The sequence below is a fragment of the Spongiactinospora sp. 9N601 genome (assembly GCF_044326295.1).
Lineage (GTDB): Bacteria > Actinomycetota > Actinomycetes > Streptosporangiales > Streptosporangiaceae > Spongiactinospora > Spongiactinospora gelatinilytica.
Window position 1 is genome coordinate 324460 of sequence record NZ_JBIRBB010000002.1, and the last position, 24841, is coordinate 349300.

The window sequence follows — 24841 nt, forward strand, 5'->3', positions numbered from 1 at the left end:
CGTCCGGATGACGGGCACGCCACTCATCGGCCGGCGCCGTGAGTGGCGTGTTGGCGTTTAGGGCACAATCGGGGGGAATTGGGGACTCCTGATGTCCGTTCTCCCGGGGAGCCGCCGCCGTGGTCGTACCGTCCTCATGACAGCCCCAGGAGGTGTCGCAGTGTTCAGGAAGAACCGGCATGGGATCCAGGTCAAGTCACCCGAGCAACTGGAGAAGATGCGGGCGGCCGGACTGGTCGTCGGGCGGACCCTCCAGCTCCTACGCGAATCCGTCGAGCCGGGCATGACCCCGATCGATCTCGACGCCATCGCCGAGAAGGCGATCAGGGAGGCCGGCGCGATCCCGTCCTTCAAGGGCTACCAGGGGTTCCCGGCGACGATCTGCGCGTCCGTCAACGACGAGGTGGTGCACGGCATCCCCACCGACGCCCACGTACTGCGCGAGGGCGACATCATCTCCATCGACTGCGGCGCGATCCTGGAGGGCTGGCACGGCGACTCGGCGATCACCGTCCCCGTCGGCGAGGTGGCGCCCGAGCTGACCGAGCTGATGCGGGTGACGGAGGAGGCCATGTGGCGCGGTATAGCCGCGCTGACGGTCGGTCGGCATCTCTCGGACATCGGTTGGGAGATCGAGCGTTACGTGCGCTCTCAGGGCCGTTACGGCATACCTCAGGAGTACGGCGGGCACGGCATCGGCACCGAGATGCACATGGACCCGTGGGTGGCCAACCACGGCAGGCCGGGCAGGGGCCCGAAGTTCGAGGCGGGCATGTGCCTGGCCATCGAGCCGATGGTCAACATGGGCACCGACCGCACCCGCGTACTCGCCGACGACTGGACCGTGGTCACCATGGACGGAAAGCCGTCCGCGCACTTCGAGCACAGCGTTGCGGTGACACATAATGGGCCTTGGGTGCTTACCTCCCTGGACGGTGGCAAAGAGCGCCTCAGCGGACTTCTCAGCTCGGGAGTGGATGAAGATGGCGTCAAGCCCGGAGATGAGGGCATCCGACTCTGACCGCGACCGCATAGCAGGGATGCTGCGCGAGCACTACGCCCAGGGGCGGCTGAGCGTGGAGGAGTTCGACGAGCGGCTGGAGCGGCTGTACGCCAGCAAGACGTACGGGGAGTTGCAGGTCATCACCGCCGACCTGCCCGATATCGACATGCGCTCCTACACCGCCGGGCGCGAGCTTGAGAAGCAGGCCAAGCGCGCCGAGAAGCGGGCCCAGAAGGAGAAGGACGGCCTGCGGGGGGCCTGGGCAGGCTGGGCGGCGGTGAGCGGCGTCAACTGGGTCATCTGGCTCATTATCAGCGTCACCGGGGGAGACGGGGTCTATCCGTGGCCATTGTGGATCATGGGGCCGTGGGGCGTGATCCTGCTCGTCAACACGGTTTTCGGGCAGGAGCGGCGGAAGCGCCTGGAGGGGTAGCCGGCTCGCTGAAACGGTACTCGCTGAAACGGTAATAGTGCGCGCTCGGCCGCGAATGTGAATTCCTACCCGGAACGTGGCCGGAAAGCTTCCTAACGTGAGTGTCGCCCGGAAGGTGAAGGGCTCTCGAACACTCACAGGAGGAAGAACGATGGGTAAAACGCGCTATCTTCTGGCCGGCGCGGCGCTGGCCGGGTCGCTCTCGGTTCTCACTGCCGGCATTACGGTCGCTCCGGCGGCTCACGCCAGTGCGGCGGCGACTGCGGGATGGGCTGGATGGGGTGCCAAGCACCACTTCGGGCCGTACTTCTCTCAGGGGCACGAGAGCTTCGCGCGGGAGTCGTACTTCAAGGGGTACTGGTACAAGGCGGGCGGTAAGTACTACTTCGCAGGTGATCTGGTGGATCGGCACCGCAATGACAGGGACTACAGCTATGTGTGGTTCAAGTGGTATGACCGGTTCGGCAAGTTCCACAAGAGCTACTACAAGACGTTCGGGCACAAGCACTTCAACCCGTTCCCGTTCAAGCGGGACTTCGACGTGAGGGTGTGCGAGGGCGACACCCCGACCAGCGGCTGCGGCGGCTGGCACGACGTGTTCTGATCTCGGCGCACGATGATCCCGGGGATCCATGGGGGGTTGACCTGGGGATACGACATCGAGAGGGCTCACCCGGCTCCGCCTCAGCCCGAGCCCTCCATGTCTCCTTTACGCGGGCGCGCCAGCCACGCCCCTCCGGTCGGGGCCGCGGGTCGCGTCTCGCGTACCGCAAGGGCCTCGCTGACGCCCGGACGTGTTCCTCTGGCTGGGCTGCGCTTCGCGCACCCCAAGGGCCTCACTGACGCTCGGTCGCTTTCTTGTGTCGGGCTTCGCCCGACGTCGGGCCGCGCGTCGTTCGTCCCGAGCCGGCCCGGTGCCGGTGGGAGTTGCGCGTAGGGGTACGGCAGGGCCTGCTACTCGCCGCTGGTCTGTGTCTGGTGGCGCTCTGGTGTCCGGTGTTTCGCGTACCTGGCACCGGCTAGCCCGGGTGGGGCCCGCTCGGCGTACGCGTGGTGAGGGCATAGAACGGTCCAGAGGCCATTGACGAGGTGATCGTGAGGATCTAGCCTCTCTTTTAGGAAACTTTCCTAAAAGAAGGCGCGTCCTTCTGCAACCCCCCAAGCTCCAGGGAGACTCGATATGAGCCTTCGTCGTCAGCTCGCGACCGTCGCCGGATCGGCCGCTCTCGCCATCGGTGCCGCCGTCCTCGCCCCCTCGCCCGCCATGGCGGCCCCCACCGGCTGCACCGCCTGGCTCTCCAATGGCTATGCCCACAGCTCCTGCACAGGTGGCACCGGCCAGCACAGCGTCGCCGTCACGCAGTGGCACCCGTACGCCGGGGTGATCCTGGTGACCGGGCCATGGAAGGCTGCCGGTGAGGTCTCCTCGGTCCGGCTTCCGCCGTACGAGACCAGGCGGGTCTTCACGAACGTGCAAGGCTGATCCGGCGAAATCGACGGACTTGGTGGGCACTGGCGCGGGCGTGGCCCGGCCGATCGGGGGGCCCACCAAGTCATCGGCGGGCTCTCGCGGACATCGGATTGTCAGACCCTTCTGCCAGGATCCCGGCAGATGCAATCTGACAGGAGAAGGCAGATGACCGACGAAGGCCGATCGCACGCACGGGCCGTGGTGCCCGAAGACCTCAGCCGCTTCGTCGTGGAACGGTTGAACGCCGGCGATGTGGACGGGCTGGTGGCGCTCTATGAGCCGGACGCGGTGCTCGCGTTGCCCGGCGGTGGGGCGGCCACCGGGAGTTCGGAGATCCGGGCGGCGTATGCGCGGATCGTGGCGGGGCGGCCGGTGTTCACGCCCGGGACGCAACTGCCGACGTTGCGCAGCGGTGACCTGGCGATGACGTCGGTACGGCTGGGCGACGGCGCCGTCACGGTCGAAGTGGCCCGCCGCCAGCCGGATGGAACCTGGCTCTGGGTCCTCGACCAGCCCCGGGTCTCTTAGCGGCCAAGCCCCCCGCCCTACGGCTTGGGATCTGGCGGCGGTCGGTACGGCCGAGCGTCCTGGTCCGGCCGCCCCGGGTGGTTGAGCGGCGATTGCCCTGCCCCCGCGCATCCCAAGGGTGGTCAGTGTGGTCAGGGCCTCGGTGGGTGGGGGTGGCTTCGTGGTGGTCCAGTGCTATGGGCCCGATTCGCAGGACAACGAGGGTACTCAGACGCACACTTTGCCGATGATCGCATTTGGCGGGGAAGAGTGCGGGTAATGGATCTTTCGTGAGGGTCCGTGTCCGCCCGCCCGAGTATCGGCGGTGCTGGGGCGGGTGGACACGGATTCCCGCAAGAGGACACGGATTTCCTCAGGTGGACACGGGTTCCCGCGGGGTGCGTCGGAGGTGGGCCGTGTTGGGGTATCCTTTGCTGTGGTGGTGTGCTGGCACCGGTCCCGCGTGCGTTTCGCGTTTTCCGCGGCGGTGGCGTACACTTCTTTGTCGGTTCACTTACTGACCACGGCGTCATGGCGGCCTTCGGGCGCCGCCCTCTCACTGTGCGCGTGGTCGCGGCTGCGAAGTGATCCGATGCCTCAGATGACCGATCAGTGAAACGCGAGGGACATGCCCAAAAAAGACGGCGCCATCGAGATCGAGGGCACTGTGGTCGAGTCGCTCCCGAACGCCATGTTCCGGGTGGAGCTCGACAACGGGCACAAGGTCCTGGCCCACATCAGCGGGAGGATGCGGATGCACTACATCCGGATCCTGCCCGACGACCGGGTTGTCGTCGAACTGAGCCCCTACGACCTGAGTCGTGGGCGGATCGTCTACCGATACAAGTAAGCGTCTGAGGAACGACAGGGACGATGAAGGTCAAGCCGAGCGTCAAGAAGATCTGCGACAAGTGCAAGGTGATCCGCCGGCACGGTCGCGTCATGGTGATCTGCGACAACCTGCGCCACAAGCAGCGCCAGGGCTAGTCGCGAAAAGGCTTCTCCGAGTCCGCTCCAGTAGCGGGCTCGACGCATGAGGAGCCGACAACTCAACGCAGCGTCTCACACTCGCGCAGGCGGTGGCGGCCGGACAGGCCGCGGGCCGTACCACGCGGGAGACCCCCGGTCGGAGGCCGGGGCCCTCACCCCGGGCATGGGGAGGGGTGGTGCGGCGCAAGACCTCCGCCAGAACGACAAGGAGATGCCCGACCATGGCTCGCCTGGTTGGCGTCGACCTCCCCCGCGACAAGCGGATTGAGGTCGCACTCACCTACATTTACGGCATCGGCCGTACCCGCGCGCTGGAGACCCTCAAGGCCACCGGCGTCAGCGGCGACCTGCGCGTGCACCAGCTCACCGACGACGAGCTGCTTCCGCTGCGCGACTACATCGAGGCCAACTTCAAGATCGAAGGTGACCTCCGCCGCGAGGTGCAGGCCGACATTCGCCGCAAGATCGAGATCGGCTGCTACCAGGGCATCCGGCACCGCCGCGGGCTTCCTGTGCACGGTCAGCGCACGCAGACCAACGCACGCACCCGCAAGGGCAAGAAGAAGACCGTGGCCGGCAAGAAGAAGCCGGGCAAGAAGTAGTCCGCGCAGCAGGACCGAGCACCTCACAGGAGTTGAAGGCGACCAATGCCTCCGAAGAGCCGTCAGGGCGCGCCCAAGAAGGTACGCCGCAAGGAGAAGAAGAACGTCGCTCACGGGCACGCCCACATCAAGAGCACGTTCAACAACACGATCGTCTCGATCACCGACCCGTCCGGGAACGTGATCTCCTGGGCCAGCGCCGGCCACGTCGGGTTCAAGGGCTCTCGCAAGTCCACCCCGTTCGCCGCGCAGATGGCCGCGGAGAACGCCGCTCGCCGCGCCATGGAGCACGGCATGCGCAAGGTCGACGTCTTCGTCAAGGGTCCCGGCTCCGGCCGTGAGACCGCGATCCGTTCCCTCCAGGCCACCGGTCTGGAAGTGGGTTCGATCCAGGACGTCACCCCCGTGCCGCACAACGGCTGCCGTCCGCCCAAGCGCCGCCGCGTCTGAGCCACCGCCACAGGAGATCAACGACAATGGCCCGTTACACCGGAGCGGACTGCAAGCTCTGCCGCCGCGAGAAGACGAAGCTCTTCCTCAAGGGCAAGAAGTGCGAGTCCGCCAAGTGCCCCATCGAGATCCGGCCCTACCCGCCGGGCGAGCACGGTCGTGGCCGCCCCAAGGAGTCGGAGTACCAGCTTCAGCTTCGTGAGAAGCAGAAGATGCGCCGCATCTACGGCGTGCTGGAGAAGCAGTTCCACAACTACTACGACGAAGCCAACAAGAAGGATGGCAAGACCGGCGAGGTCCTGCTCCAGATCCTGGAGAGCAGGCTCGACAACGTGGTCTACCGTGCCGGCTTCGCCGAGTCCCGCGACGCGGCCCGTCAGCAGGTGCGGCACGGCCACATCCTGGTCAACGGCCGCAAGGTGGACATCCCGTCGTACCGTGTGCGCGAGCACGACATCATCGAGGTGCGCGAGAAGGCCCGCAACCTGCTGCCCTACGAGGTGGCCCGCGCCACCGCCGGCGACCGGACCATCCCGGCCTGGCTGGGCGTGGTCCCCGACTCGCTGCGCATCCTCATCCACCAGCTCCCGGTCCGGCAGCAGATCGACACGCAGGTCCAGGAGCAGCTCATCGTCGAGTACTACTCGAAGTAACCCTTCGGGCAGCGCTCACCGCCTCGCCGTACGGCTTCCGCGTCGCAATGCGGGCCGTACGGCGTAGGCTTGAAAGACCGGCGGCGTCATATAGCGGGCGCCGTGGACAAAAGGGGAGACCCAAAGAATGCTGATCGCCCAGCGACCCACTCTGCTAGAGGAATCTCTAGAGGAGACCCGCTCCAAGTTCGTCATCGAGCCGTTGGAGCCGGGATTCGGCTACACCATCGGCAACGCGCTGCGCCGCACGCTGCTGTCCTCCATCCCGGGGGCGGCCGTGACGAGCATCCGCATCGAGGGCGTGCTGCACGAGTTCTCGACCGTGCCGGGGGTCAAGGAGGATGTCACCGACATCATCCTCAACCTCAAGGAACTGGTCGTGTCCTCCGAGCACGACGAGCCCGTGGTGATGTACCTCCGCAAGCAGGGCCCCGGTGAGGTCACCGCCGCCGACATCGCGCCGCCGGCCGGTGTCGAGGTGCACAACCCGGAGCTGCGCATCGCCACCCTGAACGGCAAGGCCAAGCTGGAGATGGAGCTGACCGTCGAGCGCGGTCGCGGCTACGTCTCCGCCGCCCAGAACAAGCAGCCGGGCCAGGAGATCGGCCGGATTCCGATCGACTCCATCTACTCCCCGGTCCTCAAGGTCATCTACAAGGTCGAGGCGACCCGTGTCGAGCAGCGCACCGACTTCGACCGGCTGATCCTCGACGTCGAGACCAAGCCCAGCATGAAGCCGCGCGACGCCGTGGCGTCGGCAGGCAAGACGCTGGTCGAGCTGTTCGGCCTGGCCCGCGAGCTGAACGTCGAGGCCGAGGGCATCGACATCGGCCCGTCGCCGACCGACGCGGCGCTCGCCGCCGACCTGGCGCTGCCCATCGAGGAGCTCAACCTCACGGTCCGCTCCTACAACTGCCTCAAGCGCGAGGGCATCCACACCGTGGGCGAGCTGGTCGCGCGCAGCGAGCAGGACCTGCTCGACATCCGCAACTTCGGGGCCAAGTCCATCGAAGAGGTCAAGCAGAAGCTGCACGAGATGTCGCTCGCGCTGAAGGACTCCCCGCCCGGGTTCGACCCGAGCGCGGTGGCCGGCGACTACAGCGACGACGAGGACAGCCGCTACGTCGAGACCGAGCAGTACTGATCCCGGCCTAGGCGGCGGCACCGCTCTTCCGGCGGTGCCGAGTCAGATCATCGGGGGCGCGACCGCCTGTACGGCGGCGCGCCCGCCGGCCCGATCCCGGTACCTCACACGGCCGGGACGGGTTCACTCATGAGGAGACCACCACAATGCCCAAGCCCACGAAGGGCGCCCGTCTCGGCGGCAGCCCGGCCCACGAGCGGCTGATCCTGGCCAACCTGGCCACGGACCTGTTCCGGCACGGCCGCATCCGCACCACCGAGGCGAAGGCCAAGCGCCTGCGCCCGCTGGCGGAGCGCCTGATCACCAAGGCCAAGAAGGGCGACATCCACAACCGTCGCCAGGTGCTGACCGTCGTCAGGGACAAGGGTGTCGTGCACCACTTGTTCACCGAGATCGCTCCCACGTTCGCGGAGCGTCCCGGCGGCTACACGCGGATCACCAAGATCGGCCCGCGTAAGGGCGACAACGCCCCGATGGCCGTGATCGAGCTGGTGACCGAGCCGATGAACCCGGTGCGCGTCTCGCGTGCCGCCGACGCGGCCCCGGCCGAGCCGAAGGACGCCGAGCCCAAGGACGCCGAGCCCACCGACGAGGCGCAGGCCGAGCCGCAGGACGCGGCCCCCGCCGAGCAGGGCGAGGCGGCCGAGGCGGCGAAGGACGAGTCCAAGAAGGACGAGTCCTGACCCACCAGGTCTCCCAGAGCGCAACGCGGGCCCGCACCCCGGATCGACCGACGGGGGCGGGCCCGTCGCTTTTCCACATGTAGCGGAGGAGGGTCATGGTCGAGGACGTCGTACGGCTGCGCCTGGACATCGCCTACGACGGCACCGGCTTTTCCGGATGGGCCGCGCAGCCCGCCCGCCGTACCGTCCAGGGGGAGATCGAAGCGGCGTTCGCCACGGTCCTGCGGATGCGCGAGGAGCCGCCGGTGCTGACGGTCGCCGGGCGTACCGACGCCGGGGTGCACGCGCGCGGGCAGGTCGCGCACGTCGATCTGTCTGAGGCGGCCATCGCCGCCCTCTCGCGGGACGCAGAGCCCCGGGAAGTGGCTGAGCGGCTTCCTGGGCTGCTCAAGCGGGTCAATGGCGTACTGGTGCCCGATGTGCGGGTTCGGGGCCTCAGCGTGGCTCCTGAGGGCTTCGACGCCCGTTTCTCCGCGCTGTGGCGCCGCTACGCCTACCGGGTGAGCGACGACCCGGCCGGCGTGGACCCGCTGCGCAGGCACGACGTGCTGTGGCACTCGCGCCCGCTGGACGTCGTCCGGCTCAACGAGGCGGCGGCGCGGCTGCTGGGCGAGCACGACTTCGCCGCGTTCTGCAAGCGGCGCGAGGGCGCGACCACGATCCGCGAACTGCGCCGGCTGGACTGGGCGCGCGAGCCGGGGGAGGGCGGCGCGCTGGTGGCCACGGTGGTGGCCGACGCGTTCTGTCACTCCATGGTCCGGGCCCTGGTCGGCGCGCTGCTGTGGGTCGGGGACGGCCGGCGGGAGGTGGCCTGGCCGGGGGAGGTGCTGCGACGCGCGGTACGGGACTCGGCGGTGACGGTCGCGCCCGCGCACGGGCTGTGCCTGGAGGAGGTCCGCTACCCGCCACCGGGAGAGCTGGCGCGACGGGCCGAGGCGACCCGCCGCGTGCGTACCCTCCCGGTCTAGGCGGTGGTTCCCGGAAGGGATCGGCCGTAGCCGTCGATGGCGTCGAGCAGGGCCTCGGCCATGCCGGAGTGGCCCGTGCCATGGCCCGCCTCGTCGATCAGCATGAGCTTCGCGTCGGGCCAGCGCCGCGCGACCTGCCAGGCGATGTCGGGCGGGCCGCTCACGTCCATCCGTCCGTGGACCAGTACGCCGGGCGTGCCCGCCAGCCTGCCCGCCTCCCGGACCAGGACGCCCTCCTCCAGCCACGCCGCGTTCGCCCAGTAGTGGGTCACCAGGCGGGCGAAGACCATCCGGAACTCCGGGTCCTGGTATCTGGGGTCGGGCCGGTAGTCCCTGGTCGTGGCGACGTGGGTGTCCTCCCAGGCGCACCAGTCCCGCGCGGCCTTCTCGCGGACCGCCGGGTCGGGGTCGCCGAGCAGCTTCGCGTACGCCGCGGCCAGGTTGCCGTCCCGATCTTCGGGCGGTACGGCGTCGCGGAACCGGGCCCACTCCTCGGGGAAGATCCGGCCCATGTCGCGAGTGATCCACTCGACCTCGCGGCGCGAGGTGTTCGTGACGCTGAACAGGACCAGCTCCGAGACCCGCTCAGGGTGCCTCTCCGCGTACGCGAGCCCCAGCGTCGCCCCCCACGAACCGCCGAACACCAGCCACTCGGCGATGCCCAGATGCCGCCGCAGGGCCTCGATGTCGGCCAGCAGGTGATGGGTGGTGTTGTGCTCAAGGCTCACCGATGGGTCGCTCACGAGCGGAGTGCTCCGGCCGCAGCCGCGCTGGTCGAACAGCACCAGGCGATAGACGGCCGGATCGAAGTAGCGTCGCCAGCCCGGCGTGCATCCGGAACCGGGACCGCCGTGCAGGGCGACGGCGGGCTTGCCGTCCGGGTTGCCGCAGATCTCCCAGTAGATGTGGTTGCCGTCGCCGACGTCGAGCATGCCGCTTTCGTGCGGCTCGGTGTCGGCGGGATAGAGATCGACCATGGCGCCAATTTATAACAGCACTGTTAGATTGATGCCATGAGCATGACCGACCCCGTGCCCGTACCTGATCGGGAGGCCGTCGGGACCCTCCTGCGCCACCTGCTGGAACTCCTCGACGGCGACCTGGCCGACCGGTACGGCAGCGCGGGCCTCGACGACTACCGGCCGCGTTACTCCCCGATCATCAGGGCCCTGGCGGCCGAGGGCCCGATGCCGATCCGGGATCTGGCGCGCAGCGTCGGAGTGACCCACTCGGCGGCCAGCCAGACGGTGCGCCTGATGACGCGCTCCGGCCTGCTCGCCCTCGAACCCGGAACCGACGCCCGGACCAGGGTCGCGAGCCTGACGGCTCGGGCGAAGGGGCTGCTGCCGTTCATCGAGGCGGACTGGGCCGCCACCGCCGCCGCCATGCGCGAACTCGACACCGAACTCCCCATGCCGCTCGGCGACGTCCTGGTCGCCGCCGTGCGGGCACTGCACCGCCGTCCCCTCCGCGAACGGCTGGACGACGGTCGCCCAGGGGGTGGCGGGAAGATCGTCAGCCCGTGATGCGGCGCTCCAGGACCAGGGCCGTGTTGTCGCGGAACGCCCCGCTCACCTCGCCGAGCGCCTTCTCCTTGGCGGTCGGGGTGTGGCCGTCGGCGTTGGTGGCGTAACTGAAGACGATGTAGCGGCCCCACACCAGCCCGGACGCGTACCCGCCCGCGATGTGCACCCGCTCCGCGCCCGAACCGGACCCGCCGGGCAGCGCGCGGAACCACACGTTGGTGCCGAGGTTCTTCGCCTTGTCGGCGGCGAGGGCGTCCTCCCTGGTGGGGAACACGGCGATGCCGGTGGTGATGGCGTGGCGCTTCTTGCCGTCAACGTAGGTGGCGCGGACGACCCGGCTGCACTTGTTGCCGTCCAGCGCTTCGGCGAACTTTCCGATGGCCGCCTTGGCGCACTTGTCGGTCATATCGGTTTTGACGCGGGTGTAGGTGACGCCGTTGAACTCGGCCTTCGTCTCCGGGAACGCCTCGGCCAGCGACAGTTTCTGCGGGTCGGTCGCCTCGGCGTTCAGCACCGAGTTGCCGCCCGCCTCGCCGGCCGGCTCGGTGGGGGAGGGCTCGCCGGTGGGCTGGTTCGTGGCCAGTACGTCGCCTTCGGCGGCGGGGGTGCCGGACGGCGACCGGAGGAGGAAGAACCCGACCCCGACGACCACCGCGAGCGCGACCACGGCTCCGACGATGATCAGCGTCATGTTCCGCTTGGGGGCTCCGGCGGTAGGGCCGGTCGGGGGCGGTACCGGGGCACCGGGGGGAGCGGCCCGCTGACCGCCAGGGGTGAACAGCGACTGCGGTCCGGCCTCCCCGGGCCCGAGCGCCGGCCGCCCCTCACCAGGGCCACGGAACGAGGGACCACCCGGCACCGGACCGGACTGCCGGAACGCGTCGGGAGCCATGGGACCGTCCCCGCCCGGCACCGGACGGTGTCCGCCCGATGGTGTGGGGTCCTCGCCGATGGGCCGAGGTCCGGCGGGGAACGGCTGTGACTCGGTACCGCTCCCGGGGCCGCCGGCCGGTACCGGCCCGCCCGGCAGCGGCCGGTGCGCGCCGGGGGGCCAGGGGCCACCGGATGGTGTGGGGTCCTCGCCGATCGGCCGGGGTCCGGCGGGGAACGGCTGTGACTCAGGGCCGCCGGCCGGGGCCGGACGATGTGCGCCGGATGATGCGGGGTCCTCGCCGGAGAAGCGCATGGTGCGTTCCTCCAGGGGAACGCCGGGCGGGGCCGGCGGTTCTCCGAACGGATGCGGGCCGTCTCCCATGGGCCCGGCCGGGGCTCCTCGTCGCGGACGGAAGCCGTCGGGTGGGGTCGGGCCGTCGGTCGAGACGGACGCATGCCGTACGGCAGGCGGCGGTCCCCCCGGCGCGGAGGCCCAGGGGGGAGGGGGCAGGTCGCCCGGGGCCGGAGCGACGCTGGCGTTGCTGGAAATGCCTCCGGAGGCCCCGAACATCGGCGGCGGATTGCCGGGCGGCTCAACATGCCCTTGGATCACCGGCGGCCCGCTGCTGCCACCCTCTCCGTCACCGGCGTCGCCTGGGCCGGTGAACGGCGGGATGTTGGGGCGTGCCGTCCCTTCGCCTGCGTCGCCGGTGATCGGCTGGACGTACGGCGGTGCCGTCCTGTCACCGGAGTCCCCGGGACCGGGAAACGGTGGCAGCGGGACGCCTTGCACGGGGTCTCCCGCGCCGGGCCGCTGGGGTCCGTCGTCGCGGCGGTGTACCTGCCGTGTCACGGTCGCCTCGCCGGACCCCGGTTGGCCCGCGGGCGGGTCCCAGGGCGCGTCCTGTGGCTCCTCCCGGCGCGGCCGACCGGGGCCCGCCGTGCTCGGAGCCCCATGGCGGGGCTGGGTGGCCCGGGTGGCGTTCCACGGGGACGCCTCGGGGGACTCGTCCGGCTCCGACGCCCACGGCGGTAGTTCGACCGGCTCGCCCGTGGCCGCGGGCCAAGGGACGGAACCCGACGCCTCGGGTGTGCCCTGCCACACCGGCATCCCGGCCGCCGCCGCCGTGTAACCGGCCGGCGGCTGCCACGACGGCTCCCCAGGGCCACCAGGACCCCGCCCACCGTCTCCCCCCGATGCACCGGGCCAGGGCGCGGGCAGTTCGCCCGCATCCCGAGAAGCCGCCCCCGCCGTCCCGCCGGAATGGCCGGATTCACCGGGAAGCCCCGGCCCGCCGGGGGGAGCCGTTCCGCCAGGAAGGCCCGCACCGCCAAGGGGAGCCGTTCCACCGGGGACACGAGCTCCGCCGGGGGGAGCCGTTCCGCCAGGAAGGGGCGTACTGCCAGGGGAACCCGTACCGCCCGGAAGGTCCGGTCCGCCGGAAGAAGCCGTTCCGCCAGGAAGGCTCGCACCGCCAAGGGGAGCCGTTCCACCGGGGACAGGAGGCCCGCCGGGGGGAGCCGTTCCGCCAGGAAGGGGCGTACTGCCAGGAAAGCCCGTACCACCCGGAAGGTTCGGTCCGCCGGAAGAAGCCATTCCGTCGGCAAGGCTTGAACCGCCAGGAAGGCCGGTAGGTGTCGCGCCAGGGAGGCCCGCACCGCCCAGAGGAGCCGTTCCGCCAGGAAGGGGCGTACTGCCAGGAAAGCCCGTACCGCCGGGAGGGTTCGGTTCGCCGGAAGAAGTCGTTCTGCCGGGAAGGCCCGTACCGCCAGGAAAGCCGGCACCACCGGGAGGGGGCGTGCCGCCGGGGAGGCCGGAGGTGTCGTCGGGCTCCCGTCCTCTGAGCGGGGCGAATCCGTGGACCGGGCCCGGGGCGGGGGGTGGGGTCATGCCGGTGGGGGCGGGGCGGGAGGGCTGGCCTGGGGCCGCGGGGAGGCCGGCGTGCCAGTCGTACGCGGAACTCTCGCCGGACACCTCCCAGGGCTCCGCCGCGCCCCGCCATGCCGCCGGCCTGCCCTGGTCGGGCGAGGAGCCGCCGCCGGCCCAGGGCGGCGGGCCGGGGGCCCCCGGCTGCTCGCCCCCCGGCGTCGAGCGCCCGCCGGGCGCGGGAGCGCCGGGCCGGTCCGCCGCCCTGGGCGGCGTTGGGCCGCCGGCCGGGCTGGAGGGCAAGGGAGCGGACGGCTGGGGCCAGGGGTTGTCCCCGTCGGAGTAGGGGGCTCGCGGCGGCACCTGTGGCGCCGCCGTTCCCGGCTCCGGAGACTGGTGGTGCGTCGGCTGGCCGAAGCTCGGTGGCGGGGTCGCCGAAGCGGCCGAGCCGCCGTTGTCACGGTCGTGCTCGGACACTGAATCCTGGCCACGCATACGCCGAAGCGTAGCGAGAGTCCGGGACCGTCACGCCGGTATGGACGGATCCGGCACACCTTTCCTGGCAATTGCCCACAAATGGTGCATTTTAGGACGAGGTCACTCCGGTTTCCGGCCCGTCAGGGCTCGGGAGTCCAGGGCGGGGTAGACGGTCTTGTCGGCGATGGCCATCGCCGCGCCGGTCAGCTTCTTGCGCTCGGCCTTGCTCGGCTCGTGCCCGTCCTTGAACTGGAACCACAGCAGCACCGCGTAGTGCCCGTGCCGCCACGCCCCCGCGTTGGCCTGGCCGGTGCCGAGGGTCTTGGTGGCCTCGTCCTTGCCGGGCAGCGGCTTGACGTAGTCCTCCAGCGCGCCGCCCGCCGCCGCGTCCACGACCTTGCTCGCCTGCTTGGCGGTCTTCAGGTTGGCGACGCCCACCGTACCGATGATCTTGCCGGACTTGTCGCGGTACGTGGCCCTCAGTATCTGGTTGCAGTCCGCGTCGTCGAGCGCCTTGACGAGCTTGTCGCCGGTGGCGGCGTCCTTGCACTTCTTGTCGAGCCTGCGCGCGGTACGCACGTAGGAGCCGACCTTGGCGTCGGGGAACACCTCCTTGAGCGTCAGCGGGTGCTTGTCGGTGGTCCGGGAGGAGGCGAAGCCGTCCTTTCCGGCGGGGCGGTTCTGGACGAGCGGGTTGGTCGCGGCGGCGGTGGGCAGGGGGCTCGCCGCCGGGTCCGGATCGGCGTCGGCGGAGGCGAGCATCGCCAGGCCGACACCCCCCGCCACCAGGACGAGCAGTCCGGCTATGGCGATGTAGACGGGACGGCGTGAGCGGGGGCCCTCGTCGTAGGGGCTCCACATCTCGCGCCGGGGGCGAGGGGGCTCGAACTCCTGCTTGGGATCACCCGCGCCCGTACCGGACGAACTCGCGCCGCCGGAGCCGGCCGTCGGCGCTTCGGACGAGGAGGCGGGATCGCCGCCGGGCGGCGTACCGTCGCCACCGCTCCGCGCGCCCCGCCGCCTGCGACCGCCACGGGGAGCGTGACCGGAATCGGGCCCCTGATCGGCCCCCGAGCCCGAACCGAACACACCCCCGAGCTCGTCAGAGTCCGGCTTGCCGCCGAACACCGAATCGAGGCCGTCAGGGTCGGGCTTGCCACCGAACGCCGGGCCGGGTCTGTCAGGCCCGGGTTTGCCGCCGAACGCGGCCCCGGGCCCGTCCGAATCCGGCCTGCCACCGAACGCCGGACCGGGCCCGTCCGAATCCGGTCTGCCACCGAACGCCGGACCGGGTCCGTCCGAATCCGGCCTGCCACCGAACGCCGGACCGGGCCCGTCCGAATCCGGTCCGCTACCGAACGCCGGGCCGGGTCTGTCAGGCCCGGGTTTGCCGCCGAATGCGGCCTCAGACCTGTTCGGGGCTGATTTGTCACCGAGTTCCTTGGACCCGAACTCCGGCCCCATGCCCGGCCCTGTGCCGGACTCCGGCGTGGCCCCGAACGGCGACCCCGGAGCGGGGGTGGCGGAGGTGCCGGGAAGTTCGCCGAAGAGCGGGTCGTTCGCCGCCGGTCCCGGCGTGAACGGGCCGGGCCCGCCGAAAGGCTCGCCGGTGACCCCGGGACGTCCTCCCGCGCCGCCCGGCCCCGTCGCCGGACCGCCGTCACCGGCCCCCGGCATCTGGCCGCGCCCGAACGGCTCGCCGGTCCCGCCGCCCGTCTCCGGCCCGCTCCGGAAGGATTCGCCGAGCCCGAACGGCTCGCCGAGCCCGGAGCCCGGGCCGGTCCTGATGTCGGGGTTCGTGCTGGCCCCGGGATCGGTGTTGGGTCCGTTGTCGGAGTCCAGCGGCCCCGGTCCTCCACCGAGGATCGGACCGAGCCCCAAAGGGTCCGCCGGACCAGAGCTGGCAGGACCAGAGCCGGAACCAGGACCCGAGCCCGGCCCCTCGGGACGCCCGCGCCCGAAGACCTCGCTCGTCCCCAGCCCCAACGGGTCGCCCCCCGGCACGCTCCCCCCGGAAGGGGCCGCCCCCATCGGCCTCGGCGCGCCCAGCGGCCGGCTGAGGTCCAAGGGATCGAAGTCCGGGTCGAGCGCCCGCTCGAACCCCGGGTTCAGCCCGTAATCCGGGTGATCGGGATGGTCAGGGCCGGTCTCCGGGCCGGTGCCGGGCGCGCGCTGGGAGTCGTGCGGCGGCTCGGCGGGCTGCTGGTTGTGCGGCGAGGCCGCGAACCAGTTCTCATTGGCCGGTGGCGAAGAGCCCGACTGCTCATACGGCTGGCGACGTGATGGTTCCCCGGGGTTACCCATGCGCCGAGATTAACTGTGAACGGGCACCGAGATGGTCATGAATATCCGAAGTCCTGTGTCCACCACAGCCCGCCAGGCCCCTCCGCGACCCCCACTCCGATGGCCACCATCCTGCAGTTGAGGATGTTCGCGCGGTGGCTTCGGCTGTTCATCCAGCCCTGCACGGCCTCCTTCGCGCTGAGGTACCCACGGCCGATGTTCTCCGCGCCGCCGTCCTTGTAGCCCGCCCGTTCCATCCGCTTCCACGGCGACGAGCCGTCCGGAGAGTTATGGGTGAATTGTCCGCTTTCCGCCATCTCGGCGGAGTGCTGCCGCGCGGACCGCGCCAGCCGCTGGTCCAGACGCAACGGCCGGCAGCCGTGCTTGCGCCGGGCCCGGTTGGTCAGTCGTACCGCCTGGCTCTCCATCGCGCGCATCGAGCCGTACGGCGAACTCGGGACGAGCCGCGGCTGCTCGCTGAGCTGCCCGCCGACATCGGCGCTGACGGTCGCCTGCGCGCCCACGGCGTCCTGCGGCCCTGGCATGTACTCGCCGGTGGCGTCGCTGGTCGAGCGGGGACGCGCGGCCTGTGTGTGCTTGGCGTGCGGCGCGGAGGGCGTGGGGCGCGTGACGGCACCGAGCGGCGCGCGGCTGCGGCCGGCGCGCGGCTGGGCCAATACCGTGGGCGTCGCCGGTTCGACGTTGTTCAGGAACACCGGCTCCGGCTCCTCCGGGCCGCGTGAGACGCGTCCGATCACGATGCCGGTGATGAGTACCGACACCAGGCACGCCACGATCCCCAGGTGACTCCGGCGCCGGAGCATCGCCTGGGGTGACCGAACGTGAGGGGGCTGCCGCATTCCGCCCCCAACGATAGAGATGTTGAGTCTTGGGGAAAAAGGGAATCGCGGGAACGAAACCCAACCGTTCTCCTTCCGTCCCCCTGCGCGCATCGGCGCTCTTCGCCGTGAAGCCCCACCCGAGCCCCACCCGAGCCCCATCCAAGTCCCGTAGGAGCCCCGTAGGAGCCCTGTAGGAGCCCCGAAGGATCTTCGCGCAGGGTCGTCCGGCGCGGCTGTTTTGACCCTTGCCGCCAAGTGGCGGTATTCTGCTTGTTCGTTGTGTGCGAGTCAGTCCTTGGCGACTGAACAGCGGCGCGTCCGGCGTCTTCTCCCGTGTGCGGAGACGGAAGGTCCGGGTCGCCGTGTGCCCGCACCTTCCCACCACAGGCTGCCATCCCGAAGGCAGCGCCGAAGACGCGAGCAAAGAAGGCCATACGACCGTGCGCACGTACTCAACCAAGCCCGCCGAAGTTCAGCGCCAGTGGTTCGTGATCGACGCGACCGACGTCGTGCTGGGCAGGCTCGCCAGTCAGGTGGCGACGCTGCTTCGCGGTAAGCACAAGCCGATCTTCGCCCCGCATGTCGACACCGGCGACTTCGTCATCGTCGTCAACGCCGACAAGATCGCGCTGACCGGTGACAAGCTTCTGCAGAAGAAGGCGTACCGCCACTCGGGCTACCCCGGCGGTCTGCGTTCCGTCAGCTATGGCGAGCTGATGGAAAAGCGCCCCGACCGCGCCGTGGAGAAGGCCGTCAAGGGAATGCTCCCGAAGAACGCCCTCGGCCGGAGGATGGTCAAGAAGCTGAAGGTCTACGCCGGTGGGGAGCACCCGCACCAGGCGCAGCAGCCGGTCCCGTTCGAGATCACCCAGATCTCTCAGTAGCCCAGAGCATCCCACCAGTAGCGCCGAGAAAGTAAGAGGAGAACCGTGGCCGAGCCCACCGGTGTCGAGACGCCCGTCGAAGGCGAGCTGGAAGAACTCTCCGGCGAGGACTTCCCGACCGAATACACCAGCGAGTCCGCCCCTGCCGGCGACGCGCCCGTCCGCAAGCCCATCACGACGGGCAACTCCTACGGCACCGGCCGCCGCAAGGAGGCCGTCGCGCGGGTCCGCATCGTGCCCGGCACGGGCAAGTGGAAGATCAATGGTCGCACCCTCGACACCTACTTCCCGAACAAGGTCCACCAGCAGATCGTGAACGAGCCGTTCGTCACGCTGGGGGCCGAGGAGCAGTTCGACATCGTCGCGCGGATCGACGGCGGCGGCGTGACCGGCCAGGCCGGCGCGCTGCGCATGGGCCTGGCCCGTGCGCTCTCCGTGCTCGACGTCGAGACCAACCGCCCGCCGCTGAAGAAGGCCGGCTTCCTGACCCGCGACGCGAGGGTCAAGGAGCGCAAGAAGTACGGCCTGAAGAAGGCCCGTAAGGCTCCGCAGTACAGCAAGCGTTGACGGCGCGGCTTTTCGGCACCGACGGGGTCCGTGGGGTCGCGGGACGCGACCTCACGGCCGAGCTCGCCATGGAGCTGTCGGTGGCGGCGGCGCACGTGCTCGGTGACGCGGGAGCGTTCACCGTTGGCGCGGGCGACATGGCGGGCGTCGGCGCGGCCGGCAGCGCCGCCGGGCGTGGCCGCCCGGTGGCGGTCGTGGGCAGGGATCCGCGGGCCTCGGGGGAGTTCCTTGAGGCCGCGGTGGTCGCCGGGCTCGCCTCCTCGGGGGTGGACGTGCTGCGGCTCGGCGTACTGCCGACGCCCGCGGTCGCCTACCTCACGGCGGCACTCGGCGCCGACCTCGGGGTGATGCTCTCCGCATCGCACAACCCGGCGCCCGACAACGGGATCAAGTTCCTCGCCAAGGGCGGCTACAAGCTGCCCGACACCGTGGAGAACGAGATCGAGGAACGGCTGGGCGAGCGGTGGGAGCGCCCGGCCGGGTCCGGTGTGGGCCGGGTCCACGAGGCGTACGGCGAGGCCGACCGGTACATCGCGCACCTGCTGACCACGCTGCCCGTCCGCCTTGAGGGCATCAACGTGGTCGTGGACTGCGCCAACGGCGCCGCCCACACCGTCGCCCCCGAGGCCCTGGTGCGCGCGGGCGCGACGGTGGAGGCCATCGGCGCCCGCCCGGACGGCCTGAACATCAACGCCGGGTACGGCTCGACGCACCTCGACCGGCTCCAGCAGGTCGTGGTGTCGCGCGGCGCCGACCTCGGGGTCGCCTACGACGGCGACGCCGACCGCTGCCTGGCGGTCACCCACGAGGGCGAGATCGTGGACGGCGACCAGATCATGGCCATTCTCGCGCTCGCCATGCACGCCAAAAAAGAGCTGGTCAAGGACACCGTGGTGGCCACGGTCATGTCCAACCTGGGCTTCAAGATCGCCATGCGGGGGGCCGGTCTCAACGTCATCGAGACGGCCGTCGGCGACCGGTACGTCCTTGAGGCGATGAAGGCCGGCGGCTACAACCTGGGGGGCGAGCAGTCCGGACACGTCCTGCTGCTGGACCACGCCACCACCGGCGACGGGCTGCTGACGTCGCTGCACCTGCTCGCGGAGGTGGCCAGGCAGGGCCGTTCGCTGGCCGAGCTGGCCTCGGTGATGACCCGGCTGCCGCAGGTCCTGATCAATGTGAAGGGCGTGGACAAGGCCAAGGCCGCGGTCTCGGCCGAACTCGCGGCGGCGATCGGCCGCGCGGAGGACGAACTCGGCGAGACCGGCCGCGTGCTGATCCGGCCCAGCGGCACCGAACCCATGATCCGCGTCATGGTGGAGGCGTCCTCCGAGGCCATGGCCCAGGAGATCGCGGGCCGGCTGGCGGAAACGGTCCGCGCCACCTGCTCCTGAACTTCTTCGTCGCACGCTCACCCCGGCTCTGTTCCGCAGCCGGGGTGTCGTGTTCTCCGGCCGTCATGGGGTGAGGGCGCGCAGGAGCGTGGTCCGCAGTGCCTGCGCGGCCTCCTCGGGTGGCATGCGCCCCGCGGTGACCTGCTCGCTCGCCGCGTGGGCCAGTTTGATGGTCACCATGGCCAGCCACTCCGCCGGCAGGCGGTCATCGAACTCCCCGGTCGCCCTCCCCCGCTCGATCACCCGGATCAGGCGCTCGCTGATCGGCGCGTGGGCCTTGCGGTCGGTGTGCGGGCTCACGGGCGTCGTGACGATCGCCTGGACCAGCCCCGGGTAGCGCTCCGCCGTACGGGCGGCGGCGTCGAGCACCCGTAGCAGCGCCTCGGTGGCCGGGCCCGTGTCGGGGGCGGCGGCGTCCATCGCGGCGGCGGTCTCGTCGGTGACCTGCTCGATGACGGCGGCCAGCAACTGCTCGCGCGAGCGGAAGTGCGCGTAGACGGTCTGGCGGGTCACGTCGGCGGCGATGGCGATGGCCTCGACGCTGGCGTCGGGATCGGTGCGCAGCAGCCGTAGCGCCGCGTCGAGGATGGCCGACCTGCTGCGCAGGGCGTCGGCACGGCGGTTGCGGGCCTGGTAGCGAGACAACTCTTACACCTTGCCAAAGTTTTCGTCGGGTGTATATCTTACAGGCTGTAAGAGATAGTAGGTGATGGGATGACCGTGTTCAAAGACAGCCTGCTCAACGGCACCTCGCTCAACGGGACCGACCCCAAGGAGTTCATCACCGGGTTCTACCGGGCGCTGAACGACGACCTGATCAACACCGAAGAGGACGCGGGGTTGATCATCGACCGTTACCACACGCCGGACATCGTCCAGGTCGCCGACGGGCACCGGATGGACCGCGACAAGCTCGTCGCGCACACCCGCCCGGTGCGCAAGAACCGCCCGGCGGTCCGCATGGAGGTACACGAGGCGCTGGGGGAGGGCGACACGCTCGCCGCCCGATACACGTTGCACGTGCGAAACCCCAAGCGGGATCTCGCCATCGAGGTGTGCTTCTTCGGGCGGTTCGCCCCGGACGGGCGGATGCGCGAGGCCAACATGCTCACTCGCATGCTCACCGGCCAGGAGGAGGCGCAGGCGTGACACAGCACACCTACCGGGTGCGCGGCATGGTCTGCGGGCACTGCGCGCGGTTCGTCGGCGAGGAGATCGAACGCGTCCCCGGCGTGGACGCGGTGACGGTGGACGTCGACGGCGGCACGGTCACCGTCACCAGTGACCGTGCCCTGGACGTCGGCGAGGTCCGCGCCGCGGTCGAGGAGGCCGGCTACGAACTGGTCTCGTAGGCCGGCCGGTCGGTGAGGTCTCGCAGGAGGAAGTCGTGCGACCGGCGGGCCTGCGCGGGTGGTTCCAGCGGTACGGCGGGGCAGCTCGCCCGGTAGGCGGGCGGCTTCAGCGTGATCAGGTAGCGGTCGATGGTGCTGATCGTGCAGTCGCTGCGGTCGTAGACGCTGTGTCCCACGCCCTCGTAGGTGAGCAGCCGGCCGGTCCTGCCGAGCTGGCGGGCGACGCTGACCGCCCAGGCGAGACCAGTGGCGGGGTCGTGCCGGGAGTTGACGACCAGGATCGGCGGCGCGCCGCGTACGCGCAGGCGGTGCTGCGGGTTCGGGATGGGCTTCGGCTCGCTCAGGCACCAGGTGTTGAGCGTCAGGTGGGACGGGTTCAGCTCCACGTCGGGCGCGACCGCCTTGGCGCGCCGCACGTACCTGGCGTACTGCCGGTAGTCGCGGATCGACGTGTCGAAGTCCGCGCAGTTGAGCTGCCAGGCAAGGTGGATGCCATCCGCCTGCGCCTGCGCCTGTGCCTGTGCCTCTGGCCGTGCCTGCTGCGCCTGCGGGGCGCTCGCGTCGAGGCGGGCGATCTGATCGGCGACCGACCACCACGCGGGCGCGTACGAACCGCTGGAGATGATGCGGGCCACGCTCCGCTTGGTGTGCGTGCCCAGCTCGCCGCGTTCGGCCCGGTCCATCAGCCGCGTCCAGATCGCGCGCACGTCCTTGCCGTGCAGCGCGCACCGGGTCTCGCCCGCGCACCACTTGACGAAGGCGTCGAAGGCGTCCTGGGCGAACGCAGCCGTGTCGCGGAACGCGCGGCCCTCATCGATGCTGTGGTCCACGACGCTGTCCAGGACGAGGGCGCGCACGCGACGGGGGAACCGCTCGGCGTACGCCTGGCCGATCACCGTGCCGTAGGAGATCCCGTAGAAGGTCACCTTCTCCTCGCCGAGCGCGGCCCTGAGCGCGTCCATGTCATGGGCCACGGAAACGCTGTCCAGGTGCTCGAACACCGGCCCGGTCCGGGATTTGCAGTCGGCGCGCGCCCGGCTGCTGAAGTCCTGCCAGTGGTCGAGTTCGGCCTGGTTCTCGATGAAGGTGTCCGGATACTGCGCGATGAGATCGGGCGAGCACAGCACCCGGTTGCTCGCGGCGGTGCCGCGGACGTCGAAGCCCACGATGTCGAACCGGCGGCGGACCTCCGGGCTGAAGAAGTCGAAGGTGGCGAACGTCGCCCCGGACAGGCCGGGTCCGCCGGGATTGACCAGTAGCGAGCCGATCCGGGCCGCGGGATCGGTGGCCCGCTGCCGGGACAGGAACAGATCGACGGTCGGCCCGGCCGGATTGTTCCAGTCCACGGGCACGGTGAGCGTGCCGCACTCGTACTTCTCGCGGGGCCACGCGCACGCGGCCCACTCGATCGTGGCGGCGTCCGGTTCGGCCGCCCGCGCGGGGGCGAACGCGGTCAGGCCGACGAGGGCGGCCATGGCCGCGGCGAATAATGGGCCGGCTTTACGCATGTGATCTCCAATCGCCAGCGCACGTCCATTACCTGGACGCCCAGATTGTCGATCACCTGGTTTTCCGTGACCATAGGCCGGAATGACTATTTGAGATTACGAAAGCGCCTCTACGGGCGCTGAACAAGACCCGGCACCGTTATCAGGGAATTCCGCGTTTTATGCGCGAATATAGCCGAGTCGAGGGCCCGCTTTGATTACCACGCCACCACCGGCAGCCTGCGGTCCAGGCCGGTGATGTACAGGAGCCGGGACATGTACGGGCGCGGTGCGGTCAGCACCAGCGTGATGCCCTGCGCGCCGGCGCGCTGCTGGATGCCGACCAGGACGGCCAGCCCGCTGGCGTCGCAGAATGTCATCGCGGACAGGTCGAGGATCAGCAGGCTCGTGCTCTGTTTCAGCTCGTCCAGCAGTCGCCGGCGAAGCGCCGCGCTGGTGAAGATGTCGATCTCGCCGTACAGACGAACGGTGGTGGGCAAAGACGCCCCCGGCGCGCTGAGCGGAATACTGTCGATTACAGTCATGGGTTTCTCCGATCGGAGAAGTGTGAGAAAGCCGCCGGGGTGTCCGCCGTGCGGTCGGCAGGAGTCAGGCCGGTCGCGCAGGCGACGTCAGGATCGCTCTGTCGGGCCGGCGAGCGGCACCGGGCAGTTCGGCACGGCCGGTCGGCCGGTCCGGCGCTCATCGGCGGCGGGACGTGCCGCGGTGTCCGGCTCGACGACCAGCAGGGTGATCGACTCGCCGTCCGCCGATGTCAGGCGGACCACCCGTGGGTCATCGCGAACGAGCGGGCCGACCTGGATGTGACGCCCCCGGGCCGGGATGAGACGCGGGATGTGGTCCCATGCGTCGGGATGCACACGGACGCTGACGGTGGTGTGGTCCAGTCGCTGATCGACGGCGGCGATGAGGGCGGGCAGTTCGGCGTCGGCGTCGCACGAGCGGGGCCACCACGCCCCGTCAACGCCTGCCCGCCGGCCGCGTGCCGGATTGAGGCTGAGCCGGACGGCGGAGTCGATCGTGGGAGTCGCGCGGGCGATCACGGTCAGCGGCCTGCGCCGCGACAGAGGTGTCGGCATCATGGTTTGCCTGGCCTGACCGGGCCTTGCGGGGCCCGCTGGGGTATCTATCGCCGCGGGCGACGCCGACCTGAATGCCAACGCACGAGAAGTCCTCGGTAGACACAGTCTACCTCGCCGCTTCCCGAGCCAGGCCGATACCCGAAGCCGCATTCGGCAATCCCTTGGCCGTCAGTTCGTCAATTCGTCAGTTCGTCGGCCTCGTCGGCCGGGGAAGAACGCCTCCCACGGCGACGTCGGCCAGGGTGATGTCGAAGGCGGTGCCGAGGGTGAGTTCGGTGCCCTGGTGCCGGATGCGGATGGGGAGCGCGATGTCGGCGGGGTCGAGTGGCGGCGGGTCGTCGTCCGGCCCGTAGGTACCGCCGCGTTCGGTCCTGGCCGCGTCGCGCGTGTGCGCCCCGTCGTACCGTACGGGGCGCACACGCGCGCGGATGTCACTCCTCGCCGGCGAGGGTGAAGGACCGCAGGCGCTGGCCGGCCCAGAAGACCGCGCCGACGGTGACGATGGCGATGGCGATGAGGGCGAAGCCGATGCCGACGCTGGGCTTGGTGAAGAAGCCCGAGGTGTTGAACTGGAAGGCGACCGACTGGGCCCACTGCTGGATGGAGAAGTTGCGGGCCCCGGGGACGAATCCGCCGACGACGGACTCCCAGATCAGCGCGTACGCGATGCCGATCGCCACCGCGTGCTTGGTGATCACGCCGAGCAGCAGGAACAGCGCCGCGTAGGCGACGCCGCCCGCGAACGCGCCGACCGCGAACCCGAACGCGATCCCTGATTCCATGCCGACCAGCAGGTAGGCGGCGGCGAAGGCGGGCAGCGCGCCGAACAGCGCCAGCAGCGAGGCGGCCACCCCGAACTTGGTGATCGCGATCGCCGGGCGGGAGATCGGTTTGGACAACAGGTGGACGATGGTGCCGTCGTCGATCTCGGGCGCGATCACGCCGGTGCCGGCGATCAGCCCGAGCAGCGGCAGCATGGTGCCCACGCCGAAGATCTGCATGAGCATCAGCGCGGACCGCTCGTCGGCGCTGCCCAGCATGCGAAGCAGTACGGCCAGCGCGATGAGCCCGGCGGGCAGCAGGACCATCAGCCAGATCCGCCGCCGCCCGATGACCATCCGATAACTGATCCCCGCGACCGTACTCATGGCCTCACTCCGTTCGGCCGGCGAGGGCGCTGGTAACCGGTGCCCTTCCCTCGTCGCTCATCCGCTCGTTCCTCACTCCTTCGCTTCTCGGTGCAGAGCACCGGCGCGCCCTCGCGGGGGCTCATGGCCTCACT

At 70.3% G+C, this 24841-nt stretch carries 30 protein-coding genes; 20 read left to right on the forward strand and 10 right to left on the reverse strand.

What is annotated here, in order from left to right; translation table 11 throughout:
* The first annotated feature begins 160 nt into the window (after window positions 1-160).
* From map to truA, 13 genes are all read left to right on the forward strand, one after another.
* Complete coding sequence (map, locus tag ACH34R_RS05110) at window positions 161-1021, forward strand: type I methionyl aminopeptidase (protein WP_397560104.1); 861 nt, start codon at window positions 161-163, stop codon at window positions 1019-1021.
* 19 nt (window positions 1022-1040) lie between these two features.
* Window positions 1041-1436 carry a DUF1707 domain-containing protein gene (locus tag ACH34R_RS05115; protein ID WP_397560105.1) on the forward strand — a complete coding sequence of 132 codons (396 nt, stop codon included), beginning with the start codon at window positions 1041-1043 and terminating at the stop codon, window positions 1434-1436.
* A gap of 151 nt (window positions 1437-1587) precedes the next feature.
* Entirely contained in the window at window positions 1588-2040 is a 453-nt protein-coding gene (locus ACH34R_RS05120) for a hypothetical protein (protein WP_397560106.1), read from the forward strand.
* Window positions 2041-2616: 576 nt separating this feature from the next.
* Window positions 2617-2919: a hypothetical protein gene (locus ACH34R_RS05125; RefSeq protein ID WP_397560107.1), complete on the forward strand. Its 303-nt coding sequence runs from the start codon at window positions 2617-2619 to the stop codon at window positions 2917-2919.
* A gap of 153 nt (window positions 2920-3072) precedes the next feature.
* Window positions 3073-3435, forward strand: a complete 363-nt coding sequence (locus ACH34R_RS05130) for a YybH family protein (RefSeq protein WP_397560109.1) — start codon at window positions 3073-3075, stop codon at window positions 3433-3435.
* 607 nt (window positions 3436-4042) lie between these two features.
* Window positions 4043-4264 carry a translation initiation factor IF-1 gene (gene infA / locus ACH34R_RS05135; RefSeq protein WP_093259037.1) on the forward strand — a complete coding sequence of 74 codons (222 nt, stop codon included), beginning with the start codon at window positions 4043-4045 and terminating at the stop codon, window positions 4262-4264.
* Window positions 4265-4287: 23 nt separating this feature from the next.
* Entirely contained in the window at window positions 4288-4401 is a 114-nt protein-coding gene (rpmJ, locus tag ACH34R_RS05140) for a 50S ribosomal protein L36 (RefSeq protein WP_003956441.1), read from the forward strand.
* Window positions 4402-4625: 224 nt separating this feature from the next.
* On the forward strand, window positions 4626-5006 hold the full coding sequence (gene rpsM / locus ACH34R_RS05145) for a 30S ribosomal protein S13 (protein WP_397560110.1): 381 nt from the start codon (window positions 4626-4628) through the stop codon (window positions 5004-5006).
* 45 nt (window positions 5007-5051) lie between these two features.
* Window positions 5052-5456: a 30S ribosomal protein S11 gene (gene rpsK / locus ACH34R_RS05150; protein ID WP_012887860.1), complete on the forward strand. Its 405-nt coding sequence runs from the start codon at window positions 5052-5054 to the stop codon at window positions 5454-5456.
* 26 nt (window positions 5457-5482) lie between these two features.
* Window positions 5483-6109, forward strand: a complete 627-nt coding sequence (rpsD, locus tag ACH34R_RS05155) for a 30S ribosomal protein S4 (RefSeq protein ID WP_397560111.1) — start codon at window positions 5483-5485, stop codon at window positions 6107-6109.
* 127 nt (window positions 6110-6236) lie between these two features.
* Window positions 6237-7253: a DNA-directed RNA polymerase subunit alpha gene (locus ACH34R_RS05160; protein WP_111166680.1), complete on the forward strand. Its 1017-nt coding sequence runs from the start codon at window positions 6237-6239 to the stop codon at window positions 7251-7253.
* Between the two features lie 146 nt (window positions 7254-7399).
* Window positions 7400-7936 (forward strand): 50S ribosomal protein L17, encoded by a 537-nt coding sequence (gene rplQ, locus ACH34R_RS05165; protein ID WP_111166681.1) that lies wholly within the window; start codon window positions 7400-7402, stop codon window positions 7934-7936.
* Between the two features lie 95 nt (window positions 7937-8031).
* Complete coding sequence (gene truA, locus ACH34R_RS05170; RefSeq protein ID WP_397560112.1) at window positions 8032-8904, forward strand: tRNA pseudouridine(38-40) synthase TruA; 873 nt, start codon at window positions 8032-8034, stop codon at window positions 8902-8904.
* On the opposite strand, the gene pip is transcribed toward truA, so the two are convergent.
* Window positions 8901-9881, reverse strand: coding sequence for a prolyl aminopeptidase (gene pip / locus ACH34R_RS05175; RefSeq protein ID WP_397560113.1), 981 nt, complete (start codon window positions 9879-9881; stop codon window positions 8901-8903). The two genes, truA and pip, sit on opposite strands and share 4 nt — an antisense overlap.
* A 36-nt stretch (window positions 9882-9917) precedes the next feature.
* Here pip and ACH34R_RS05180 point away from each other — a divergent pair, with 36 nt between their 5' ends.
* On the forward strand, window positions 9918-10430 hold the full coding sequence (locus ACH34R_RS05180) for a MarR family transcriptional regulator (protein ID WP_397560114.1): 513 nt from the start codon (window positions 9918-9920) through the stop codon (window positions 10428-10430).
* On the opposite strand, the gene ACH34R_RS05185 is transcribed toward ACH34R_RS05180, so the two are convergent.
* Window positions 10420-11121 carry a hypothetical protein gene (locus tag ACH34R_RS05185; protein ID WP_397560115.1) on the reverse strand — a complete coding sequence of 234 codons (702 nt, stop codon included), beginning with the start codon at window positions 11119-11121 and terminating at the stop codon, window positions 10420-10422. The two genes, ACH34R_RS05180 and ACH34R_RS05185, sit on opposite strands and share 11 nt — an antisense overlap.
* A 2071-nt stretch (window positions 11122-13192) precedes the next feature.
* Between ACH34R_RS05185 and ACH34R_RS05190 the strand changes: the two genes are divergently transcribed.
* A complete protein-coding gene (locus ACH34R_RS05190; RefSeq protein ID WP_397560117.1) occupies window positions 13193-13516 on the forward strand; it encodes a hypothetical protein in 324 nt (107 codons plus the stop codon).
* 251 nt (window positions 13517-13767) lie between these two features.
* Here the strand turns inward: ACH34R_RS05190 and ACH34R_RS05195 are convergent, their stop codons facing one another.
* Both ACH34R_RS05195 and ACH34R_RS05200 read right to left on the reverse strand, forming a co-directional pair.
* Window positions 13768-15951: a hypothetical protein gene (locus tag ACH34R_RS05195; protein WP_397560118.1), complete on the reverse strand. Its 2184-nt coding sequence runs from the start codon at window positions 15949-15951 to the stop codon at window positions 13768-13770.
* A gap of 35 nt (window positions 15952-15986) precedes the next feature.
* Window positions 15987-16754: a CAP domain-containing protein gene (locus ACH34R_RS05200; protein WP_397560120.1), complete on the reverse strand. Its 768-nt coding sequence runs from the start codon at window positions 16752-16754 to the stop codon at window positions 15987-15989.
* 458 nt (window positions 16755-17212) lie between these two features.
* Here ACH34R_RS05200 and rplM point away from each other — a divergent pair, with 458 nt between their 5' ends.
* The 3 genes from rplM (at window position 17213) to glmM (ending at window position 19617) form a co-directional block, all read left to right on the forward strand.
* Window positions 17213-17656 (forward strand): 50S ribosomal protein L13, encoded by a 444-nt coding sequence (gene rplM, locus ACH34R_RS05205; protein WP_111165294.1) that lies wholly within the window; start codon window positions 17213-17215, stop codon window positions 17654-17656.
* 45 nt (window positions 17657-17701) lie between these two features.
* On the forward strand, window positions 17702-18223 hold the full coding sequence (gene rpsI / locus ACH34R_RS05210; RefSeq protein ID WP_397560122.1) for a 30S ribosomal protein S9: 522 nt from the start codon (window positions 17702-17704) through the stop codon (window positions 18221-18223).
* A gap of 68 nt (window positions 18224-18291) precedes the next feature.
* Entirely contained in the window at window positions 18292-19617 is a 1326-nt protein-coding gene (gene glmM / locus ACH34R_RS05215; protein WP_397560460.1) for a phosphoglucosamine mutase, read from the forward strand.
* 63 nt (window positions 19618-19680) lie between these two features.
* On the opposite strand, the gene ACH34R_RS05220 is transcribed toward glmM, so the two are convergent.
* Window positions 19681-20262: a TetR/AcrR family transcriptional regulator gene (locus ACH34R_RS05220; RefSeq protein ID WP_397560123.1), complete on the reverse strand. Its 582-nt coding sequence runs from the start codon at window positions 20260-20262 to the stop codon at window positions 19681-19683.
* A gap of 69 nt (window positions 20263-20331) precedes the next feature.
* Between ACH34R_RS05220 and ACH34R_RS05225 the strand changes: the two genes are divergently transcribed.
* Complete coding sequence (locus ACH34R_RS05225) at window positions 20332-20766, forward strand: nuclear transport factor 2 family protein (protein WP_397560124.1); 435 nt, start codon at window positions 20332-20334, stop codon at window positions 20764-20766.
* Window positions 20763-20969, forward strand: coding sequence for a heavy-metal-associated domain-containing protein (locus ACH34R_RS05230; RefSeq protein WP_397560125.1), 207 nt, complete (start codon window positions 20763-20765; stop codon window positions 20967-20969). The genes ACH34R_RS05225 and ACH34R_RS05230 overlap by 4 nt, the downstream gene beginning before the upstream one ends.
* Here the strand turns inward: ACH34R_RS05230 and ACH34R_RS05235 are convergent.
* The 5 genes from ACH34R_RS05235 to ACH34R_RS05255 all read right to left on the reverse strand — a co-directional run bounded on the left by ACH34R_RS05235 (window position 20951) and on the right by ACH34R_RS05255 (window position 24707).
* Window positions 20951-22477 (reverse strand): alpha/beta hydrolase, encoded by a 1527-nt coding sequence (locus ACH34R_RS05235; protein WP_397560126.1) that lies wholly within the window; start codon window positions 22475-22477, stop codon window positions 20951-20953. The two genes, ACH34R_RS05230 and ACH34R_RS05235, sit on opposite strands and share 19 nt — an antisense overlap.
* Window positions 22478-22674: 197 nt before the next feature.
* Window positions 22675-23001 (reverse strand): STAS domain-containing protein, encoded by a 327-nt coding sequence (locus ACH34R_RS05240; protein ID WP_397560127.1) that lies wholly within the window; start codon window positions 22999-23001, stop codon window positions 22675-22677.
* An 87-nt stretch (window positions 23002-23088) separates the two neighbouring features.
* Window positions 23089-23556 carry a DUF5994 family protein gene (locus tag ACH34R_RS05245; protein ID WP_397560129.1) on the reverse strand — a complete coding sequence of 156 codons (468 nt, stop codon included), beginning with the start codon at window positions 23554-23556 and terminating at the stop codon, window positions 23089-23091.
* Window positions 23557-23743: 187 nt separating this feature from the next.
* On the reverse strand, window positions 23744-23977 hold the full coding sequence (locus tag ACH34R_RS05250) for a hypothetical protein (protein ID WP_397560131.1): 234 nt from the start codon (window positions 23975-23977) through the stop codon (window positions 23744-23746).
* A 13-nt stretch (window positions 23978-23990) separates the two neighbouring features.
* The gene (locus tag ACH34R_RS05255) at window positions 23991-24707 is read right to left on the reverse strand and encodes an ABC transporter permease subunit (protein ID WP_397560132.1); all 717 of its coding nucleotides are present in this window, start codon (window positions 24705-24707) and stop codon (window positions 23991-23993) included.
* Between the last annotated feature and the right edge of the window lie 134 nt (window positions 24708-24841).

Bases quoted from the DNA above. Each gene is read 5' to 3' on its own strand.
- ACH34R_RS05160 (WP_111166680.1), top strand. From the start codon at position 6,237: ATGCTGATCGCCCAGCGACCCACTCTGCTAGAGGAATCTCTAGAGGAG.
- pip (WP_397560113.1), bottom strand. From the start codon at position 9,881: ATGGTCGATCTCTATCCCGCCGACACCGAGCCGCACGAAAGCGGCATG.
- infA (WP_093259037.1), top strand. From the start codon at position 4,043: ATGCCCAAAAAAGACGGCGCCATCGAGATCGAGGGCACTGTGGTCGAG.
- ACH34R_RS05235 (WP_397560126.1), bottom strand. From the start codon at position 22,477: ATGCGTAAAGCCGGCCCATTATTCGCCGCGGCCATGGCCGCCCTCGTC.
- ACH34R_RS05180 (WP_397560114.1), top strand. From the start codon at position 9,918: ATGAGCATGACCGACCCCGTGCCCGTACCTGATCGGGAGGCCGTCGGG.
- ACH34R_RS05190 (WP_397560117.1), top strand. From the start codon at position 13,193: ATGCCGGTGGGGGCGGGGCGGGAGGGCTGGCCTGGGGCCGCGGGGAGG.
- ACH34R_RS05225 (WP_397560124.1), top strand. From the start codon at position 20,332: ATGACCGTGTTCAAAGACAGCCTGCTCAACGGCACCTCGCTCAACGGG.
- rpsD (WP_397560111.1), top strand. From the start codon at position 5,483: ATGGCCCGTTACACCGGAGCGGACTGCAAGCTCTGCCGCCGCGAGAAG.
- ACH34R_RS05200 (WP_397560120.1), bottom strand. From the start codon at position 16,754: ATGCTCCGGCGCCGGAGTCACCTGGGGATCGTGGCGTGCCTGGTGTCG.
- ACH34R_RS05125 (WP_397560107.1), top strand. From the start codon at position 2,617: ATGAGCCTTCGTCGTCAGCTCGCGACCGTCGCCGGATCGGCCGCTCTC.
- ACH34R_RS05195 (WP_397560118.1), bottom strand. From the start codon at position 15,951: ATGGGTAACCCCGGGGAACCATCACGTCGCCAGCCGTATGAGCAGTCG.
- ACH34R_RS05115 (WP_397560105.1), top strand. From the start codon at position 1,041: ATGCTGCGCGAGCACTACGCCCAGGGGCGGCTGAGCGTGGAGGAGTTC.
- ACH34R_RS05130 (WP_397560109.1), top strand. From the start codon at position 3,073: ATGACCGACGAAGGCCGATCGCACGCACGGGCCGTGGTGCCCGAAGAC.
- rpsM (WP_397560110.1), top strand. From the start codon at position 4,626: ATGGCTCGCCTGGTTGGCGTCGACCTCCCCCGCGACAAGCGGATTGAG.
- ACH34R_RS05245 (WP_397560129.1), bottom strand. From the start codon at position 23,556: ATGCCGACACCTCTGTCGCGGCGCAGGCCGCTGACCGTGATCGCCCGC.
- rpsK (WP_012887860.1), top strand. From the start codon at position 5,052: ATGCCTCCGAAGAGCCGTCAGGGCGCGCCCAAGAAGGTACGCCGCAAG.
- ACH34R_RS05240 (WP_397560127.1), bottom strand. From the start codon at position 23,001: ATGACTGTAATCGACAGTATTCCGCTCAGCGCGCCGGGGGCGTCTTTG.
- ACH34R_RS05255 (WP_397560132.1), bottom strand. From the start codon at position 24,707: ATGAGTACGGTCGCGGGGATCAGTTATCGGATGGTCATCGGGCGGCGG.
- rpmJ (WP_003956441.1), top strand. From the start codon at position 4,288: ATGAAGGTCAAGCCGAGCGTCAAGAAGATCTGCGACAAGTGCAAGGTG.
- rplQ (WP_111166681.1), top strand. From the start codon at position 7,400: ATGCCCAAGCCCACGAAGGGCGCCCGTCTCGGCGGCAGCCCGGCCCAC.
- glmM (WP_397560460.1), top strand. From the start codon at position 18,292: ATGGAGCTGTCGGTGGCGGCGGCGCACGTGCTCGGTGACGCGGGAGCG.
- ACH34R_RS05185 (WP_397560115.1), bottom strand. From the start codon at position 11,121: ATGACGCTGATCATCGTCGGAGCCGTGGTCGCGCTCGCGGTGGTCGTC.
- truA (WP_397560112.1), top strand. From the start codon at position 8,032: ATGGTCGAGGACGTCGTACGGCTGCGCCTGGACATCGCCTACGACGGC.
- ACH34R_RS05120 (WP_397560106.1), top strand. From the start codon at position 1,588: ATGGGTAAAACGCGCTATCTTCTGGCCGGCGCGGCGCTGGCCGGGTCG.